This window comes from Paraglaciecola mesophila (assembly GCF_009906955.1).
Taxonomy (GTDB): domain Bacteria; phylum Pseudomonadota; class Gammaproteobacteria; order Enterobacterales; family Alteromonadaceae; genus Paraglaciecola; species Paraglaciecola mesophila_A.
In genome coordinates this window covers 2854951-2873257 of sequence record NZ_CP047656.1, presented here as the reverse complement: position 1 = coordinate 2873257, position 18307 = coordinate 2854951, and the positions used below count along the sequence as shown (strand labels likewise).

Here is an 18307-nt window from a genome sequence, read left to right as displayed (position 1 = left end):
AAATCTATATGTTTGTAATAAATTTGCTAACAAAATGTTGACTTGGTTAAATTTCGATCTTATTGTCTAACGATAGACATTAAGTAACTAAGAACGTGAGGACACACACTATGTTTAAGAAGCACGCTATAGCACTATCCGTTACCGCTGTTTTATTCAGCAGTCAAAACGCATTAGCCCAAGAAGTCGAAGCCCAGGCCGCTAGCGCCGAGGAGGTTGAGCAGTCGGCTGCAGAGGAGAAAAACGTTGAGCGTATTATCGTCACTGGGGTAACGCGAAACACCCACAAGATGGAAGCCACTTTTTCTATTAACACCATTACAGAGGAGGATATGAAAGTATTAGCTCCCCATGGTGCTGCAGACTTACTAGGTAATATTCCTGGATTTTTCCCTGAGGGGGGGACGGCTGGTGAATCCCATAATAATGTGTTGGTTCGCGGCTTGCCTCAGGCTGGTGGTTATCGTTACGTGCCAAATTTAATTGATGGCCTGCCTATGTATGAGGAGCCTGAAGCCCCGTTCATGAATAACGATGTGTTCATTAAGCCAGATTTGATGACAACGGCTGTTGAGGCGGTGAAAGGTGGACCAGGTGGTGTGCTTTACTCTAATGCGCTTGGCGCGGCAGTAAACTATGTTACTCGCACGGGTACGCAAGATTTTAAGGGAGCATATAAGTTAGAGGTAGGCGACTGGGGTCATGTCAGAAACGACTTTTTTGTTGCCGGACCAATCAACGATAATTTGACCTATGCACTAGGGGGCTTCTACCGCGTTGCTGACGGTATTCGCGACCCTGGATACACAGGGAATAACGGTGGACAATTACGTGGTAATTTACTGTATGTGAGTGATGACGGTTCAACGGAAGTGAAAGTACAAGCTCATGTGATTAATGATAAAACAAACTTTTATCAGAATATTCCTTATTCAGTGACCAATAATCGCGAGCCTGGTACTGCTGATAACCCATTCGAAGTTTCTCCGTCTGATGTAAACAATCTCGGGGTTGATTTTGGCGATGGCACCGTATTGTCGCATCAAACAAGTTACTACGAATTATATAACCCAGATGGTAGTCAACTTATCCTCGATATCAGTGATGGTATTGAACCCAAGTTTAATATTTTTACTCTTGAAGTTTCGAAAGACTTTGCAAACCAGTGGCGTTTAGATGCTGCCGTGCGTAGCACTAGTGGTTCCAATGGATTCTATTCATTATTTAATGATCCACCTACAGAAAGAGCACAACTAGAAGCTGAGCAATTTTCACGTATACAAAGCTTTGACGGTTTAATCGGTGACGCATACTCACAAGCCGTCGGAGTCAAGGCTTTCTATTCTGATACGGTAGCTGGTGTTGATTTATCAGGGGCAGAGCGTGCAGATAGTATTTTAGCTCACAATATACCTGTATATGGGCTCGTCGATGCAACGAGTAACGTAGCAGACGTTCGTATGAGTCGTTATTTTGAATTTAGTGAGCAATCACATGAGCTTACATTCGGGCTATATACCAGTCATTATACGTATGATGTGCAGTCTGTATTCGCCAGTGCCTGGAGTAATATTAGTGAATCTTCAAGGTTGGTAGACTTGTATGCAGTAGACGAAAATGACCAACAAGTAGGGCCATCAATTACTGAAGGAGGGGTTGATCAACCTGCTCTTTTTGGTTTAGGTGCGGATGCGACAATGCGCACAAATGCGCTATATGTTTTGGATCATATCAGCTTGATGGACGATAGACTGCAAATTGATATTGGTGGTCGCTACCAAGAGCTAGATGTGGATCGCGTCACAACAAATTCTTTCGACCCCGGTAACCAAGCAAATGATTTTACGCCGAGTGACGTTATTGTCGGTTCAACTGAAGATACGCTGGCGGATAATTTCGTTAATGTTCCAGATGGCACGCCACGCTTTGCATCCGAAAGTTATGATGACTTTGGTTGGACAATAGGCGCTAACTATCGCCTCACTGATACAATTACAACCTATTTAAGTTATGCAGACTCGTTTCGTCTGCCAGGGTTCGAAGACTATATCTTCGGCGGTCCCGCGACGAATCCTTCAACAGGGGAGATTGCACGTGGTGATCTAGTCGAAGACATTAAGCAATACGAAGGTGGAATACGCTTTGCTGACAAACGATATGAATTGAGTGCGAGCGCGTTCTACATTGACTTTGCGGCTAAAGAAAACTTGGGGCCTGCGTTAGATGACTTGACGGATACTGGTGCTAATGGCGTGTCTTGTGCCTCTGTACCAGCACCAGTAAACTGTGCAAAAGTACGAGATAGCTTTAGAACCAGTCTAGAAAACTTCGGTATCGAGCTAGAGGGTAGTTATAGTCCGAGTTGGTTTGAAGGGTTCAAATTGCAAGGCAGCGTTGTTTGGCAGGATCCGGAGCAAGGACAAGATTCAGCAGTGCGAAATGGCATCATCGAAACAGATACGGACGGTGACAATGTGAATGATACTCGCAGCTATGACATTTCAACTTCGCAAGATAGACGTCCGCGTCGCCAATCTGAGTGGTTAGTGAACCTACGTCCGTCCTATGCTTTTGCTGATTTACCGTTAACCGTGTACGGTCAATTTATGTACTACAGTGAACGTTTTGCAGCTGATGGCGACACAAACGTGACCATTTATCCTGAATATACTCAGATAAATGCAGGTGCTATTTACTCAGTTAGCGACAACATGGATTTTCAATTACATGTTAGCAACTTGAATGATGCCGACTCATTCACTGAAGGCAGCTCAGTTACCCAAGGATTGCAGTTCTCAAATGGAGACTACAAAGGTGTTGCAAGGCCTCTACTAGGGCGTACGATAAAGGCATCTTTAACGATAAACTTTTAAGATTTTAACGCTGAATTAGACGTCCAAAGTGTAATATTTAAAGCGGTAGCTCGGGCTACCGCTTTTTCGTTTGGCAGACTTATTATTTTTGCGCCAAGTGTCTGGTTGTTTTGATTGTTGCCCGTTTATCTTGAGTCTACCCCTATTTGCACAATAACCACTGTGATATTGCTATTTGACACGTAGGCTATAACAGCAGAGTCTTGCGTAAACGGTAAGTGATGGAGGAAATATGAAAATTAATCCAGCAGACTTTCGGGCGAAACAGGGTGAGGCGTGTGACCTGCATCAACGGCCTACGGATATCACGCCTTTATACACGTCTAAAAAGCATTATAAAAAGAAGCTAAAGAAGCAAATCGATAAAATGAGTGATTTGCAGCGCAAGTTATATGCGTCGAACGAACACTCTGTTCTGATAATTTTTCAAGCCATGGACGCGGCTGGCAAAGACAGCTCAATTCGACATGTAATGTCGGGTATTAACCCTCAAGGGTGCCAAGTACATAGCTTCAAACACCCCAGTCAAAATGAGCTAGAGCACGATTTTTTGTGGCGTTCGAATCTAGCATTACCGGAGCGAGGACGTATCGGGATTTTTAACCGCTCATACTATGAAGAAGTGCTAATTGCCCGTGTACATCCTGAAATTTTGCACAGCCAACACATCCCTGATGAAGCCATGCACAAAGAGCATATATGGCGCGAACGTTTCCGCTCGATCAATGATTTAGAGCAGCACTTGCATCGAAATGGCACTCGAGTGATTAAATTCTTTTTACACTTATCTAAAGAAGAGCAGCGCAAGCGCTTTTTAGCACGTATTGATGACCCAGATAAAAACTGGAAATTCAGCGATGCCGATATACAAGAGCGTGAGTTTTGGCCGCAGTATATGCACGCCTACGAAGATTGTATTGGTTCGACTACCAGCAATGAGGCTCCTTGGTATGTGATCCCCGCGGATGACAAGCGGAATGCGCGCTTGATCATCGCTAAAACCATAGTGGAAACATTCGAATCGTTGGATATGCACTATCCGGAAGTTGATGAGCAGCGCAAACTAGAATTGCAGCGTTTGCGCACGCTTTTGGTTGATCAGTCGAAATAAGTTTCAATCTGGCTTATACACAATTGGCTTGCCGCTTGTTGGGTCAATTCGGTCAAGCGAAGGTCCCTCGTAGCTATTGTTCAGTAACTCAACAACAGCTTCGCCATATTGTGAGAACCAGAAATCACCCATGCCCTTAAGGCGTTTAATATTGGTTTGGCTGATGTCGTCCATTGCATCATCTGGGGCTTTTTCGAACCCCGGTTGCTCGCGCATTTCTGCATTAACTCGTATGTAATGACCTGGTGGCGTTATAGTAATAGCTTGATAACCTACGACTTTTTCATCTGACAATACATCGATAATGCAGCCTTTTAGCATCCATTGGAGTGCTCCCCAGTGACGAGAGTCTGGCCCATTGATTTTCCGAGTTTGTGTGCCAGTGCCAATCGATAGCACGCGCCGGACGGCATCAGGCCATAGGCGACAGGCTTCGGCAATGGCGCACATGGCCGGGTTGTTCGCTACCACGCCGCCATCAATTAACCAGGCTTGTTCATTGTCTGGAGGTAGGGCCATGTCTCGGGTGGGGAAATAAGTGGGAGCGGCGCTTGAGGCATCAGCCACTTGGTATGAGAGCAAGTTTTGAAACTCACTACGGGTCGATTTAATCACATACGGGCGGTGTTTTTCGACACCATAGGTGACGGCCAAAATATGTTTGCCTTCAGGCACGTCTTTTATCTTTGCTTGGCCGAGTGATTTTTTTAAAATTTCCGTTTTACCATCCGCTTTATACTTAGGGGCGTTAACACCATCTAATTCTAAAAAGCCCCGATTTTCGGCGAAAATCTTTTTCGCATTGGTGACACTGTATAATTTATTAATGTCTTGAATGTCCATGTCGGTGGTGGCCAGTGCTAATGCGATAAGACTGCCGGTACTGGTTCCTGCGTAAAAGTCGACGCAGTCTCTGAGCGACTTTTTATGTTTTTGTTGCAGGGATTTTTCAACATGGGTTAAAAATTGCGTTGTCGCCGCACCGCGAATACCGCCTCCATCCAATGAAAGTATGAGTTTAGACATGCTCTTCTCCTGTATTTTTGCTTAAAAGCAAAGTGAGTTAATCCGTTATAACACAAGGGAAATGCAGCAAAATGACAGCAAGAATAAGCTATCCCTTTGGCTATTTAAGCATAGAAGAGTTCTTATAACATGGGTAACTGGAAGAGGATCTTTAAAGGCGCAGGTGCAAAGCAATAGGCCATTGCTTTGCATCAATAAACAAGAATCGGGGGTTAGCGCATATTGTCTAACGTACTCTCAAGGGCTGCCATACCGGTAGGTAAGTCTAGCTTGTACCCTAAATCAATAAAGGCTGAACCTAAAGCATGGATGGTACGAAATAGGTTATGAGTACGGCACTGCTCACCCATTTGCCCAATGCGTATGATATTGGGTCCAAATGAGCCGGATATTTCCACTCGGTAGCGGTTCGACATGGTGCGTAACACCTCTTTACCAATAATATCTTGGGGTAAGCGAATACCGACGACAGAGTTTAGTCGCGCTAGCTGCTCAACGTACAAATCTAACCCCATACCTTCTATCGCTGCTTGCAACGCTTTTGAGCAGCGTTCATGACGGGCAAAACGAACAGGTAGGGTTTCTGTGCATACTAAGCGCAAAGCTTCGTGAATAGCTAAAATACCAGAGACTGGGGCGGTATAGTGATAAGATTTTTTATACCAAAATTGATGACCTAACTTGGCGTCAAGGCACCAGTGGCGCAATTGGTCTGTGCGAGACTCAATGAAATTCCACGCTTTTTCTGAAAAACCCACCAAAGATACTCCAGGGATACACGACAAGCCTTTCTGGCCACCCGTGATCACAGCATCAATACCCCAGTCGTCCATGGCTAATTCCATCGTACTTAGGGTGCATACGGCATCCACTATCACCATACAGTTATGCTTTTTCGCAACACGGCAAATCTGCTCGAGTTCGGCATTGTGCACTGTATTTGAGGTTTCCCCTTGTACTATGGTCAGTACGTTGGGCTGAGTACGTATAATGTGTTGTTCTACTGCTTCTGCACTGGCAGCTTGGCGCTCGTCAATCACCACCTTAGTGACATTGGCTTGTAAACGTTCAGCCATTTCCGCCAGGCGACTACTGAAGAAGCCATTGCAAATACTCAATACATTGTCACCTGGGCGCACTAGGTTTGCTACTGCCATTTCCATGGCGGCAGAGCCTGGACCTGCAACACCTAAAATCAAGCCTTTTTCGGTTTGAAATACATATCGCGACATGACTTTTACTTGTTCGATAATCTGCGCCATGGTGTCGCCAAGGTGGTTGATCACTATGCCGTTCGCTGCCGCTACTTTGGCCGGAATAGGTACCGGCCCAGCCCCCATCATTAATAAAGGTTCGTCGGGCAAAATGTTATCTAGCGAAATAATTCCTTGTGGCACACAAATCGACACTGGGTCTCCTGAGTCATTAGACAGCTTTAAAAAAGGGTAACTAGCATATCGCCAAGCAGCGGGTACGCATAGTGCAAAATTGAAACAAATATATTTATTCTGCTGTTCGTCTTAACCAGCAACAACATGCCAAAAAATGAGCGGAAATTTTGCCCTAAAAAATGAAAGTTAAAATTTATTTTTACATTTAATATCAGTTGTTTACATGCTGTTAACCGAAAAAAGAATAAGGCTGGTAAGGGCGCTTTATTACTGTACAATGCCGCCCCTCGAAAGCATAGACTTGCTCAAAATATATCCAGTGACGCGGTTGCAACCCGCATAAGTGCTGGAAGGTTCTAGGAGAAATAAAGGTATGCATTCCTCAACTCATCGATTTTACGAAGATGTATTGGCCATATTAAGTGGCACTGTGTTTGTTGGTTTAGGCTTAGCCATCTTCAAAACATTAGGCTTATTGATTGGTGGTACTGCGGGTATCGCGTTACTGCTGAGTCAGTTTGTACCTATTAAATTTGGTTTACTGTTTTTTCTTGTTAACTTGCCCTTTTATTATATCGCCCTTAAACAGCTGGGTTGGCGTTTTACCCTCAACACGTTTGTGACAATTTCATTGGTGTCTGTGCTGGTGGAAAATATGCATTTGTTTATTTCGCTTAGCGATATTCAACCCGTTTTTGGCGCAGTCGTAGGTGGCATGCTCATTGGTATGGGTATGCTAATTTTATTCAGACATAAATCGAGTTTAGGCGGCTTAGGGATCCTTGCGTTTTACTTGCAAGGTAGCCGAGGTATTCGTGCTGGCACGTTTCAACTAGTGGTAGATAGCCTGATTGTGGTCGGGGCGTTATTTGTTATGAACCCTATTTTGTTGGCTATTTCATTGGCTGGGATGGTTACCACCAACGTTATTTTGGCGGTAAATCATAAACCAGGGCGTTATCATAGTAACTATGCTGAAACCATGGCAGAGCTAACCTCAGAAACGGCTCAAGAAGCAAAAACTATCCAACAAATCCAAACTGCTAAGGTTTCTAATCAACCGGCGAACAGCTGACCAATATCGTTAAATGCCTTAAATTCCAGAGCATTGCCACATGGGTCGAGTAAAAAAAGTGTGGCCTGCTCTCCTGGTTCCCCTTTAAAGCGTACATAAGGCTCTATTACGAAACTGACGTTGGCGGCTTGCAACCGAGCCGCTAAATCTTGCCAATCGCACATTGCCAGTACCACACCGAAATGCGGCACAGGTACGGCTTTATTATCGACCTTATTGGGGGCGGGATGGCTGGGCATTGCCGCAACCAAATGTGTGACTAGTTGGTGACCAAAGAAATTCCAATCTATCCAGTTTTCTGAAGAGCGACCTTGCTCGCAACCTAATAGCTCGCCATAAAATGTTTTGCTTGCGACTAAATCGGTTACCGGAATAGCGAGATGAAAAGGCATGATGGTCATGGTGTTTCCTTTAGGTTGAACATGGGTAAAAAGAACGGACATAAAAAAAGCCGCTTAATGAAGCGGCTTCCAGATTACAGCAATTGGCTATTACACCTCAAATGGGTGACGTAAAACGATGGTTTCGTTACGGTCAGGGCCTGTCGAGATAATATCAATTGGCACGCCCGTTAACTCTTCTAGGCGTTTGATATAGTTTTTAGCTGCTTGAGGTAATTTATCATACTCGGTGACACCGAAAGAGTTTTCACTCCAACCTGGCATTTCTTCATACACAGGGGTGATGAGTTCATAATCGTCAGCAGCCATCGGGGGGACATCTTTTACTGTGCCATCTGCATGTTTGTAACCAGTACATATGCTTAAGGTTTCTAAGCCATCAAGTACGTCTAGTTTGGTTAAGCAGAAACCAGTAATAGAGTTAATTTGCACAGCGCGTTTCATGGCTACAGCATCAAACCAACCAGTACGACGCTTACGTCCCGTGGTTGCACCAAACTCATGGCCCTTAATACCTAAGTGCTGGCCTACATCACAACCTAGTTCAGTAGGGAAGGGGCCAGAGCCAACACGTGTGGTGTACGCTTTAACAATACCCAAAACGTAGTCTAAGTGTAGCGGACCAAAGCCTGCGCCTGTTGCTACGCCGCCTACAGTGGTGTTGCTTGAGGTAACATACGGGTATGTGCCGTGGTCGATATCAAGCAAGGTACCTTGAGCGCCTTCAAACATGATTTCGTCACCACGCTTACGGGCACGATCTAACACGTCAGTTACATCAACAACCATCGCTTTTAAGGTGTCAGCTACTGCTAATGCGTCTGCTAGCGTTTTCTCATAACTTACTGGCTCAACCTTATAGTAGTTGGTCAGCATAAAGTTATGATACTCAAGTACCTCTTTAAGTTTGACTGCGAAATCTTCAGGGTTGAACAAATCACCAACGCGTAAACCACGACGAGAGACTTTGTCTTCGTACGCCGGCCCAATACCGCGACCTGTTGTACCGATAGGCTTATCGCCACGGGCTTTTTCCCGTGCTAAATCAAGTTCAACATGAAATGGAAGAATAAGTGGACAAGCCTCACTGATGCGTAAGCGCTCTTTCACCGGTACGCCACGCTCTTCTAGCATTGCGCTTTCTTTAAGCAATGCTTCAGGGCTAAGAACAACACCGTTGCCAATAACGCAGGTGACGTTTTCACGTAAAATACCTGAAGGGATGAGGTGCAAGACGGTTTTTTCACCGTCGATTACCAGTGTGTGCCCTGCGTTGTGTCCACCTTGATAACGAACAACGTAAGTTGCTTTATCAGTTAAAAGATCTACAACCTTACCTTTACCCTCGTCACCCCATTGGGTTCCGAGTACCACTACATTTTTAGCCATGGATTAGAGAAGTGTCAGAAAATTAGGCGGGGATCCTATCAAATTTCCGCCAGCATCTGAATACAAAAATGTGCTTAATTTTTATATCAGGAAAAACAGGCTGACTAAGCCTATAGTGACAAGTGTGCCGCCAATGCTACGTAGTTGATTTACCGGCTGTTCTACCATTTGTTGTAGGTAATTCCGCCATTTGTTTGGAAATAACATGGGGCCGATGCCTTCAATAATTAATACTAATGCGAAGGCAGTGAGTAAAGTATGCAGCATAAAAGCGCTCTAAAATGAATCGAGCGCTATATGATATAGCAAATTGATCCCATGCCCTAGTGAGCTAAAGGACCGCCATTAACCAAGGTTAGCTCAAAACTAAAACAGGTGCCTTTACCTAATTTACTTTCTACTTTTAGGTCAGAATTGAGCAGCACCATCAACTTCTGACATATGGCCAACCCTAAACCTGCATGACTACATGTGTCTTTTTCTGTGTTACTTGCTTGATAGCGGGCATCGAAAATAAAGGCGATTTCCTTATCACTGATGCCAATACCTGTATCGCGAATATCTACCCTTAGCTTGTCATTGTGAATTGCTACGGCTAAGTCGACCTGGCCATTTGCTGGCGTATGGCGAATGGCGTTTGCGATAAGGTTGGTTAGTACCCGTTCTAGCTTACCGATGTCGGCGAATACGTGATATTCAAAATGGTTCGGAATAACCCGAATTTCAATGCCTTTATTTTGAGCATCTAACGCAAACTTTGCTGCTACATCGTGAAGTAATTCACCTAAGGGGAAAGGCTCTTGATGCAAGGTAACTTGCCCGCCTTCTAAGTAGGCCAGTTCGAATATTTGATCGATAAGATGCTTGAGGTTTTTGGCGTTCTTCAGAGAAACATCAACAAAGTGTTTGCGGTCTTTCGCCGGCAAAGTATCTTCGTTTAGCGCCAGCGTTTCAATGTAGCCCTGTAAACTGGCTAGAGGCGTGCGCAAATCATGTGATAAATCCGCTAGTAACACTCTGCGCTGGGTATCGATTTTACTCAGCTTCTCAAACTGATCGTCAATGTGACTCAGCATATCAGTAAAGGCACAGCCAAGACGGTCAATTTCATTGTGACTGTTTTTATTCCAAACGGCTAAATCTCGAGGAACTTGGTCCCGATGAAAGTCTGCCTCTCGGACCTTTTCCATGTCGTCGCTAAGGCGTCTAAGGGGGGTAGTGAAGTACTTAAATATCACGAGTAAGGCAATTAACAATAGTGTTAAACCGACCAACATAAACAGCGCTATTTCACGCATGCTTTGGCTATTTTTCAAATTGGCCAGTATGGAGTCGTAGCGCTCACCTCCAATAATGACGTATAGGTAACCTTGTAGCTTGTTGTCATTGTAGACAGGTGCAGCGGAAAATATTTTGTGGCGGCCAAGTTGTCTTGGGTCGTCTCCTTCGATTGGGAAGCTTTTGCTGTCACTTATCAAGTGCTTAATCGGTGCGATATCGACTTTCTTCGCTTTGACTTTGCCCGGTTCTGCAGAGTAGGTGAGGATTTCCCCTCGGGGGTCAAGGTAATAAAATTCAAAGTTCGGGCCTAAAATCATTAAGGTATGGAATAGGTTTCCCAGTGCCTTATAGTCGTAAACTCCTTCTTTTAATAGTGGGTTATCTTGCACTAGGTGTTCAGCCAAACCGAGATGTAATTTTTGTTCTGCTTCTTGTTGCGTTAGCTTTTGCAGCTCATTAGTGGAATAAAAACAAGCGATCATCACCAGCATAAAGACCGCAACCAGCGAAATGGCTAAGCGTTGATAGAAGCAGATTTTCATTAGTCGGATACCCCTTGAGGATTAAATTTGTAGCCCACTCCCCAAACTGTTTGCACAATTTTGGGAGACGTGGCGTCTTTTTCGAGCTTGGCTCGTAGACGGTTAATATGCGAGTTGACTGTATGCTCGTAGCCGCTGTGATGATAACCCCACACGGATTCCAATAGCTGGCTGCGGCTGAATACTTGGCCAGGATGGCTCGCAAGGTGATGTAGCAGTTCAAACTCTGTAGCCGTTAATATCAGCTCTTGTTCGGCTAAAAATACCTGATGATTTTTTTGCTCTATTCGCAAACTACCAATGCACAAAGCGTCGTTTTCTTGAGGGGATGGCACATGGGATTGTTGTAATACATGCACCTTGCGTAATTGGGAGCGCACCCTTGCTTGCAATTCGCGAACGCTAAAAGGCTTGGTCATATAATCATCTGCGCCTAGCTCTAGCCCCAGAACACGGTCGGTTTCAGAGTTTTTTGACGTCAGCATAATAATGATTTGCATAGGGCGCTTGTCACGAATTTGGCGACAAATATCTAGGCCATTCATATTCGGTAACATGACGTCCAATAAGATAACTGAATAGTCATTTTCGAGAGCTTGCGTGAGCGCGAGTTGACCGTCTGTTTGATGGTCTATTTCAACTCCAAGTTCAAGTAAGTTGACTCGCATTAGGTTGGCGATATCAAGGTCGTCTTCGACGATGAGAATTCTGTCAGTCATAGTAAATACCACAAATGTAAAAACATATAGAGCGATAAAAAAGCGCTAATCTTTCACAAGAAAAGCGCTTTTTGCTTATGTGTACTTTTGTTTTGTGCTTTTTATTATTCGGTACGGGTGATCTGAATTCGAATAACAGGGTTGTCGAACTTATGTTCAACGGTTAAGGCCGACGTGCTCAGGCCATCATCAGAGCTCACAACTCCCGGGTGCATCGAGATAAAACCACTATCGTCGCGGGTAGGGTTGAACCCTTCGCCGCTTGCAGCAGGCCCGGGCACTGTCGCTGCGCTTTCGGTGTTTTTCTCTGTACCTGCATCATAGGCAGGGCGCGTTGTTGTCCAGCTGTCTCCAACGGCTAATTGAGATAAATCCCACGCATTGATCCCAGTAAAAGCATCATTGGTATTGCCCAACATTGCCGCGATAGTCAACTTAGCATCGGTAATGTCTTCAATGGTGACACTGATGGTTTGCTGATCGCCAGGTGTAATGGGGCCGTCACCACCTGCACTGGCCAAACCTAAGGTTAGAAACGATTCTGAGCTGCCTTCTTCCGCAATCCGCTCTAGCTCAACAGAAGGTACTTGGCCAACCGCCCACAGATTCCCGTCAGTATGTAAGACGATGGCGGGTGGGGATACAGGTTGTCCGTTGGTTAAGTTAACAACGGTCACCTCGTAACTTACGTCCACGGGCGTAGGCTCTGGTGCAGGTACTTCAACTTCAACGATCACTTCTCTGGTATCATCGTCATCACAGGCGCTTAACGCTAGAGGCAATGCCAGTAAAAGCACTTTTTTATAATGTTTGATTAAATTTGGCATAACAGTCTCCTTATCTGACGGTTACTGTTACTTTCGCGACTGGGTTCAACCAACGATGAACGGCGTTGTTTACATCGCTTGTGCCATCAGTCATTGAATCATCACCAATGTTGCCGCGGTGAATGTGTACCGTCGCATTGGTGTCAGCACCGGCTACGCCGCTACCGCCAGTACCTAGTAATGGGTCTAAAGGTGGAGGAACAGGCATTCCTGGCATACCGGGTTCACCGCTACCACGTAATTCGTCATTGGCTTCGGTGCCGGCATCGTAAGCATTGAGAAATACGGTATATGTACCTGCTTCGGTTGGAATTTCCCAATTGTCTAAACCAACGAAGCCATCGTTAGACGGTAAAATCATCGCTACCACTGATAGCATTAGGTTACCGTCTGTGGTCATGACGTCAGCTGATGTGCTCATCGTCGGGGCAAGTAATCCACCTGCTGGGTTGGCGATCATATCTGCACCGGCTGCAGAGGCAAGGGTAGTGATGCCATCGATACTGCCACCTTCGGCCATCATTTGTAGTTCTGTGCTTGCCGCTTCTCCTACTTCAAACAAGCTTGCATCTGGGGTGTGTACTACCGCGGCAATAGGCGTGAAATACAGGCCGTGGGTTAAATTTTGAATTTCTACGCTGATATCAGCCGCCAAACTTTGTTGACTTGTCAATGCCAGCATAGCCGCTGCAGATAAGATGTTAATACGCTTCATGATTGTTCCTCAGTAGTGAATTAGTGTTAGTACACTATCCATACTGAGAGGAAACTATCCCGAAAGTATCACAGAAAAAAAACGAATGTGTTCTCGTGTTATCACAAGACTAAACAAGCGTAGTTGGTGAGTAATATCGGGGTATTAGTCTGATGTTGATTTTGTTTTGCTTAGTCTTTTTATCTGCTTTCTGACGGGAATTTTTTTCGCTTTGTCCAACTGAATACTGTAACCATTTCCACCGATGCCATTAAACACTTCGTCGGTAAATATAATGGTGTTGTTGTCAGCAGCAAAGGTTACCGCTTCCTTTTGCGTGACGATCCCTAAGTCAATTTGATAAGCGTCACCTGAAAAGAAGTCGTCACCTTTCCAGTTTTCAAACAACCAAAGACGCTCTGAGTCGAGTAATACCAGCTTAGTGCGATCCGGGCTAAGTGCCGCAGAGGTGACCCAACATAGTTCTTTAATAATGGTACACGTCGAGAACTCGTTGATATATTCGGCATCGAAATTTGCAGCGTGATCACCTATTTTATACAGGCGTGTTTTACCGTCAAACGGACTAGAACGATTTTTGGTAAACAGATAAAGATTGCGCTTAAAATAAATAAAGGCTTCAACATCATAATGGACATTCTTACGTGGCTTCTCACCCTTGATAGCTTTAAATTTGGGGTAGGTGAACTTTATAATTTCAGCTGTGGTAGTTTCGCCTTTAATGTCGATAGGGTTTTCAATTTTATAGATAGTTAACCATTCTCGATCGTTGTCATTATTGCCAAAATCACCAATAAAAAAGTGACCAAAGTAGTCTTGGGTCATGTCTTCCCAATCTGAGTTTTTGGCATTCGTGATCTTGATGCTGCGCACGATGTCGCCTGTATCATCTAGCTGATACAAACGTGGTTCGTCACCGCCGTCATTTATTGCCCACAAACGCTGTCTTTTATCAAACTCGATACCAGATATTTCTTTTAGGCGACTATCAAAGCTGATGAATTTAACACTGTTAAGCAACCATACGCGGTAGCCTTGCACCGCAACGAACACGACAGCTGTTGCTAGAACGAGATAGGTGATGGATTTTTTGGTCAGCATGGAAAGTCATAGATTTGCTACGGTGAGCTAAGTATACCGTTATCGGATAATAAAATGTGCCAATATTAGTAGGCAAAATGCAAAAAAGTGTAACGGCAACCACTTGGTATGAAATTGTACTAAATTGCAAATTTATATGTCGCCAAATAGAGACTTAATGGGCACTGTTGGTGGTGTGGATTTACAACTGCAACGTGTTGATATTGTTGAATTAAATTTCATCCTTAAAGGGTGGTAAACAAATATTTAAAATGACGTTAAATTTATCTTGACCAGATGTGAAATTGGGCGTAAAAATCTGCCGATTGCAGCCATTTGTCACTGCAAGAATATGCTCTAATATCGCCGTAAGGCATCCTTATTTTGGTGAGGAATTTATGAAATTTTTACTAGGATTGATGTTATCACTGACATTGTTTGGTGCGGTTGCTGACGAAGGCGATGTTGCCGATGCAGCACTCATTGCTGAGTTAAAGCAGTATTGTAATGATATTGCAGAAGAAGACGGAACTGATGGTCAAAGCCTCAATGCGTTTTTACTTGAATGTGTAAACAACGAATTAACCAACGAAGGTTATCAAAAAGTAGAAAAAATCTAAGCCAGTTCTTGGTATAAATCGCGAAGCCACGCCATTGTGCGTGGCTTTTTCACATGTAAGCAATTGGTTGGTCAAGCTAGTTCTTTGCTAAGCGACTCAGCATATGCAAAAACGCAACAACAGAAGACACAGGTGCCGACTCTTGCATTGTGTGATAACCCGATGAAGGGACTTGCAGCGTGGTGCCATCCACCAAGCCATTTGAGGCTGAGATGATTCGCCCTAACTCTGTGGCTCCCAGTGAATGTGACGCGTCACCGTTGGCGATGAGCTTGGCATTTATTGCTTCAACATAAGTATCTTTAAATTGATAGCTCAAGCCAAGGGCCTGACATTCAGCCACCAAACGCTCGGTTAGCCTAGGGTTGAACACAGCGTTAGCGTCTTTATGCCGTAAAATAAGGTTATTTTGGGCTGCGCTTGGTAGGTCAGGGTAAGGGCTTGTGTCTACCACGATCAGTTGGTTGGTAGAGCCGCCAAAGCGCCTAAACCACTCCAACAAATAGCGCCAACTCTTGCCTGCCTCTTCTTGAGCGGTGAAAAAAGCAGTACCTTGAAACCCTTCTTCAAACAGGTGGACCAATGCGGCGGTGGTTAAAATATTATCAAGTTGACCTACCAATGCGTGCTCGGTGATATTCAACTTATCAGTGAAGGCGACAGGTGTGCCCGCCACCACGTGTTCTAAGCCATCAACCTCGAAAATCAAATTGTTTCTGTTTTCACAAATATAGGCGCCTTTTATTTCCCCTCTTCCTCGATACGCTCCAGACCAAGGCTCATAGGCGTATACTGACTCACCGTCGAAGCGATCAACAATTTTTCGCATTAAGCTTTCGCTGACTGAGTTGCCTAATAAGTCTGAACGTGCTCCCGCGACAAAAGCGGCGTATTGAAATTCGTTCGGGCCGGTACAGACTAACCCGTGACGGTCTATGTGTGCGGAAAACATTAGGCTATCAGGCGCATTTCCTTGGGCGACCAATAACCCTTCATACCAAGTCACTTTTGCTCCGCGCTCTTCTAGTTCACGTTGCAGCACGCGAAAAAATGAATGTTCAGCGCCCACAACGCTGGGGCTGCGCATGAGACTGCTGAGCAACTCTATAAAACTGGATGGCAAATCTGCATGAGCATATGAATGGGGCATGGCATACGACCTAACTTTGTTTGGCCCTTTGGGCAACTGTGACAATCTAAAGCAGGGTTATACCATGTTGTTCGCTAATTGAAATTATTTATCTGAAACCCAATCCATCTGAAAACCGGCTCGGCGCTTTTTATCAAGAATTTCTTCTAATAAAGGTGTGAGGATAAGCTCCATGGCTAATCCCATTTTACCACCGGGCACCACCAAGGTATTGATACGAGACATAAACGCCCCGTCGATCATTTGCAGCAGATAGGGGTAATTAACCGTTTTCATTTCTCGGCGAAAACGCACCACTACAAAGCTTTCATCTTGGCTGGGTATCTCCCGCGCGCTAAATGGATTTGAGGTATCGACAGTGGGCACTCGCTGAAAATTGACGTGGGTACGAGAAAACTGCGGTGTAATGTACTGAAAGTAGTCATCTAGACTACGCACAATACTGCTCATAACGGCTTCACGCGAATGCCCACGCTCTGCGGTGTCACGGACTATTTTCTGGATCCACTCTAAATTTACAATGGGTACCATGCCAACCAGTAAGTCTACATGGGTAGCAACATCGGCTTCTTCGGTAACCACACCACCGTGTAGCCCTTCATAAAAGAGTACATCTGTGTTGGTTGGTAATTCTTGCCAAGGCGTGAAGGTACCTGGCATTTGATTAAAAGGCACCGCTTCATCGAAAGAATGCAAGTAATGGCGGTGTTTGCCACGACCTGTTTCTGCGTATTCACTGAACAGTTGCTCTAACATCACAAAGTCGTTGGCTTTGGGCCCGAAATAGCTGATATGACGCCCTTGTTCTTGGGCTTTACGGATTTCGACTTCCATCTCTGGGCGGGTAAAACGGTGAAAGCTATCGCCTGCGACTACCGCGGCATTAACCGACAAATTGCGAAAAATATGACGGATCGCATTTGTGGTTGATGTGGTGCCGGCCCCAGAAGAACCAGTGATTGCAATAATCGGGTGTTTTACTGACATGTAAGTTTCTTGATGGAAAAATTGAATACCATTTAAATGCAAGGCGCTGGTTTGGGTCAAGTGCTATTCGTATTTAGTTGAGAGGCCATGAGAAAAGCTCACCCGCCTAAAGTGCCAATTATGGCCTTGTTAGAGGCAGTAGGACAGGTCTACCTGATATTAGCAGCTGGTATAGATTGTTTTGCTTGGACATGCAGTCCAAATTGACTAACGGCTTGAATTTAGGCTTCAAATGTAACAACTCATCCGCTGCGGCTGCGCTATGACGGGTTCTAGGGACAAACTTTGTAACAAACCAAGGAAGGCTAAACACAGAGGATGCTTTGGAATTTCAGCGCTTTACCTTATAGTGGCGTTACTGTGATAAAGGGATCCAATAATGGGACAAGAAACCACAAAAATTTTAGTCGTAGATGATGATATGCGTTTACGTAGCTTGCTGGAACGTTATTTGGTCGAGCAAGGTTATCAGGTACGTGCTGCTGCTAACGCAGAACAAATGGATCGCATGCTAGAGCGTGAAAACTTCCATTTAATGGTACTTGATTTAATGTTACCAGGAGAAGACGGCTTGTCTATTTGTCGTCGCCTGCGTCAGAAAGAGAATGAAATTCCCATCGTGATGCTCACCGCCAAAGGCGATGAAGTTGACCGTATCATTGGCCTTGAAATGGGGGCTGATGATTATTTGCCTAAACCATTTAACCCTCGGGAGTTATTGGCACGGGTAAAAGCAGTACTGCGCCGTAAGGTTGTTGAAGCACCAGGGGCACCGTCTCATGCAGAGCAGATAGTAGAATTTGGTAAATTTAAATTGAATTTGGGTACGCGGGAAATGTCTAGCGAAGGTACGCCGATGACATTAACCAGTGGCGAATTCGCTGTGCTTAAATCGCTGGTAACGCACCCGCGTGAGCCGCTTTCTCGGGACAAGCTGATGAACTTGGCACGTGGCCGTGATTACAGTGCGCTTGAACGTAGTATCGATGTGCAAGTATCACGTTTGCGCCGTATGCTAGAAGAAGATCCTGCAAATCCGCGATACATTCAAACGGTGTGGGGCTTGGGTTATGTGTTCGTACCTGACGGTGGCGGAGCCTAGTTAACCCTAGCGTATTTA

17 protein-coding genes are annotated in these 18307 nt (G+C 44.9%); 5 read left to right on the top strand and 12 right to left on the bottom strand.

Annotated elements, in window-relative coordinates:
- The first annotated feature begins 110 nt into the window (after positions 1-110).
- Together FX988_RS12375 and FX988_RS12370 are read left to right on the top strand one after the other, a co-directional pair.
- Positions 111-2873, top strand: coding sequence for a TonB-dependent siderophore receptor (locus FX988_RS12375; protein ID WP_160180196.1), 2763 nt, complete (start codon positions 111-113; stop codon positions 2871-2873).
- A 232-nt stretch (positions 2874-3105) separates the two neighbouring features.
- Positions 3106-3984, top strand: a complete 879-nt coding sequence (locus FX988_RS12370) for an ADP-polyphosphate phosphotransferase (protein ID WP_160180195.1) — start codon at positions 3106-3108, stop codon at positions 3982-3984.
- Positions 3985-3987: 3 nt separating this feature from the next.
- Here FX988_RS12370 and FX988_RS12365 read toward each other — a convergent pair whose 3' ends face one another.
- Both FX988_RS12365 and FX988_RS12360 read right to left on the bottom strand, forming a co-directional pair.
- Positions 3988-5010, bottom strand: a complete 1023-nt coding sequence (locus FX988_RS12365) for a patatin-like phospholipase family protein (protein ID WP_160180193.1) — start codon at positions 5008-5010, stop codon at positions 3988-3990.
- A gap of 212 nt (positions 5011-5222) precedes the next feature.
- Positions 5223-6419: a pyridoxal-phosphate-dependent aminotransferase family protein gene (locus tag FX988_RS12360; RefSeq protein ID WP_160180191.1), complete on the bottom strand. Its 1197-nt coding sequence runs from the start codon at positions 6417-6419 to the stop codon at positions 5223-5225.
- A gap of 355 nt (positions 6420-6774) precedes the next feature.
- Here FX988_RS12360 and FX988_RS12355 point away from each other — a divergent pair, with 355 nt between their 5' ends.
- Positions 6775-7476, top strand: a complete 702-nt coding sequence (locus FX988_RS12355) for a YitT family protein (protein ID WP_160180189.1) — start codon at positions 6775-6777, stop codon at positions 7474-7476.
- On the opposite strand, the gene FX988_RS12350 is transcribed toward FX988_RS12355, so the two are convergent.
- The 8 genes from FX988_RS12350 to FX988_RS12315 all read right to left on the bottom strand — a co-directional run bounded on the left by FX988_RS12350 (position 7458) and on the right by FX988_RS12315 (position 14451).
- Positions 7458-7877: a VOC family protein gene (locus FX988_RS12350; RefSeq protein WP_160180187.1), complete on the bottom strand. Its 420-nt coding sequence runs from the start codon at positions 7875-7877 to the stop codon at positions 7458-7460. The two genes, FX988_RS12355 and FX988_RS12350, sit on opposite strands and share 19 nt — an antisense overlap.
- A 90-nt stretch (positions 7878-7967) precedes the next feature.
- On the bottom strand, positions 7968-9266 hold the full coding sequence (locus FX988_RS12345; protein ID WP_160180186.1) for an adenylosuccinate synthase: 1299 nt from the start codon (positions 9264-9266) through the stop codon (positions 7968-7970).
- 81 nt (positions 9267-9347) lie between these two features.
- Positions 9348-9533, bottom strand: coding sequence for a DUF2065 domain-containing protein (locus FX988_RS12340; RefSeq protein ID WP_160180184.1), 186 nt, complete (start codon positions 9531-9533; stop codon positions 9348-9350).
- Between the two features lie 56 nt (positions 9534-9589).
- Positions 9590-11089, bottom strand: a complete 1500-nt coding sequence (locus FX988_RS12335; RefSeq protein ID WP_160180183.1) for a sensor histidine kinase — start codon at positions 11087-11089, stop codon at positions 9590-9592.
- Positions 11089-11808 (bottom strand): response regulator transcription factor, encoded by a 720-nt coding sequence (locus FX988_RS12330; protein WP_160180181.1) that lies wholly within the window; start codon positions 11806-11808, stop codon positions 11089-11091. Before FX988_RS12330 ends, FX988_RS12335 begins: the two co-directional genes overlap by 1 nt.
- A gap of 104 nt (positions 11809-11912) precedes the next feature.
- A complete protein-coding gene (locus FX988_RS12325) occupies positions 11913-12635 on the bottom strand; it encodes a spondin domain-containing protein (RefSeq protein WP_160180179.1) in 723 nt (240 codons plus the stop codon).
- Between the two features lie 10 nt (positions 12636-12645).
- Positions 12646-13350, bottom strand: coding sequence for a spondin domain-containing protein (locus FX988_RS12320; protein ID WP_160180177.1), 705 nt, complete (start codon positions 13348-13350; stop codon positions 12646-12648).
- Positions 13351-13494: 144 nt separating this feature from the next.
- Positions 13495-14451 (bottom strand): hypothetical protein, encoded by a 957-nt coding sequence (locus FX988_RS12315; RefSeq protein ID WP_160180175.1) that lies wholly within the window; start codon positions 14449-14451, stop codon positions 13495-13497.
- A gap of 377 nt (positions 14452-14828) precedes the next feature.
- On the opposite strand from FX988_RS12315, the gene FX988_RS12310 reads away from it, so the two are divergent.
- Positions 14829-15050, top strand: a complete 222-nt coding sequence (locus tag FX988_RS12310) for a hypothetical protein (protein ID WP_160180174.1) — start codon at positions 14829-14831, stop codon at positions 15048-15050.
- A 76-nt stretch (positions 15051-15126) separates the two neighbouring features.
- Here the strand turns inward: FX988_RS12310 and FX988_RS12305 are convergent, their stop codons facing one another.
- Together FX988_RS12305 and FX988_RS12300 are read right to left on the bottom strand one after the other, a co-directional pair.
- Positions 15127-16200: a peptidase M42 gene (locus FX988_RS12305; RefSeq protein WP_160180172.1), complete on the bottom strand. Its 1074-nt coding sequence runs from the start codon at positions 16198-16200 to the stop codon at positions 15127-15129.
- Between the two features lie 84 nt (positions 16201-16284).
- The gene (locus FX988_RS12300; RefSeq protein ID WP_049797709.1) at positions 16285-17187 is read right to left on the bottom strand and encodes a phosphoribulokinase; all 903 of its coding nucleotides are present in this window, start codon (positions 17185-17187) and stop codon (positions 16285-16287) included.
- 379 nt (positions 17188-17566) lie between these two features.
- Here FX988_RS12300 and ompR point away from each other — a divergent pair, with 379 nt between their 5' ends.
- A complete protein-coding gene (gene ompR, locus FX988_RS12295; RefSeq protein WP_007983803.1) occupies positions 17567-18289 on the top strand; it encodes a two-component system response regulator OmpR in 723 nt (240 codons plus the stop codon).
- Positions 18290-18307: the final 18 nt, after the last annotated feature.

Coding starts and splice junctions, on each gene's coding strand:
- FX988_RS12300 (WP_049797709.1), bottom strand. CDS start 17,187: ATGTCAGTAAAACACCCGATTATTGCAATCACTGGTTCTTCTGGGGCC.
- FX988_RS12375 (WP_160180196.1), top strand. CDS start 111: ATGTTTAAGAAGCACGCTATAGCACTATCCGTTACCGCTGTTTTATTC.
- FX988_RS12365 (WP_160180193.1), bottom strand. CDS start 5,010: ATGTCTAAACTCATACTTTCATTGGATGGAGGCGGTATTCGCGGTGCG.
- FX988_RS12355 (WP_160180189.1), top strand. CDS start 6,775: ATGCATTCCTCAACTCATCGATTTTACGAAGATGTATTGGCCATATTA.
- FX988_RS12305 (WP_160180172.1), bottom strand. CDS start 16,200: ATGCCCCATTCATATGCTCATGCAGATTTGCCATCCAGTTTTATAGAG.
- ompR (WP_007983803.1), top strand. CDS start 17,567: ATGGGACAAGAAACCACAAAAATTTTAGTCGTAGATGATGATATGCGT.
- FX988_RS12330 (WP_160180181.1), bottom strand. CDS start 11,808: ATGACTGACAGAATTCTCATCGTCGAAGACGACCTTGATATCGCCAAC.
- FX988_RS12315 (WP_160180175.1), bottom strand. CDS start 14,451: ATGCTGACCAAAAAATCCATCACCTATCTCGTTCTAGCAACAGCTGTC.
- FX988_RS12370 (WP_160180195.1), top strand. CDS start 3,106: ATGAAAATTAATCCAGCAGACTTTCGGGCGAAACAGGGTGAGGCGTGT.
- FX988_RS12325 (WP_160180179.1), bottom strand. CDS start 12,635: ATGCCAAATTTAATCAAACATTATAAAAAAGTGCTTTTACTGGCATTG.
- FX988_RS12335 (WP_160180183.1), bottom strand. CDS start 11,089: ATGAAAATCTGCTTCTATCAACGCTTAGCCATTTCGCTGGTTGCGGTC.
- FX988_RS12340 (WP_160180184.1), bottom strand. CDS start 9,533: ATGCTGCATACTTTACTCACTGCCTTCGCATTAGTATTAATTATTGAA.
- FX988_RS12345 (WP_160180186.1), bottom strand. CDS start 9,266: ATGGCTAAAAATGTAGTGGTACTCGGAACCCAATGGGGTGACGAGGGT.
- FX988_RS12350 (WP_160180187.1), bottom strand. CDS start 7,877: ATGACCATCATGCCTTTTCATCTCGCTATTCCGGTAACCGATTTAGTC.
- FX988_RS12310 (WP_160180174.1), top strand. CDS start 14,829: ATGAAATTTTTACTAGGATTGATGTTATCACTGACATTGTTTGGTGCG.
- FX988_RS12320 (WP_160180177.1), bottom strand. CDS start 13,350: ATGAAGCGTATTAACATCTTATCTGCAGCGGCTATGCTGGCATTGACA.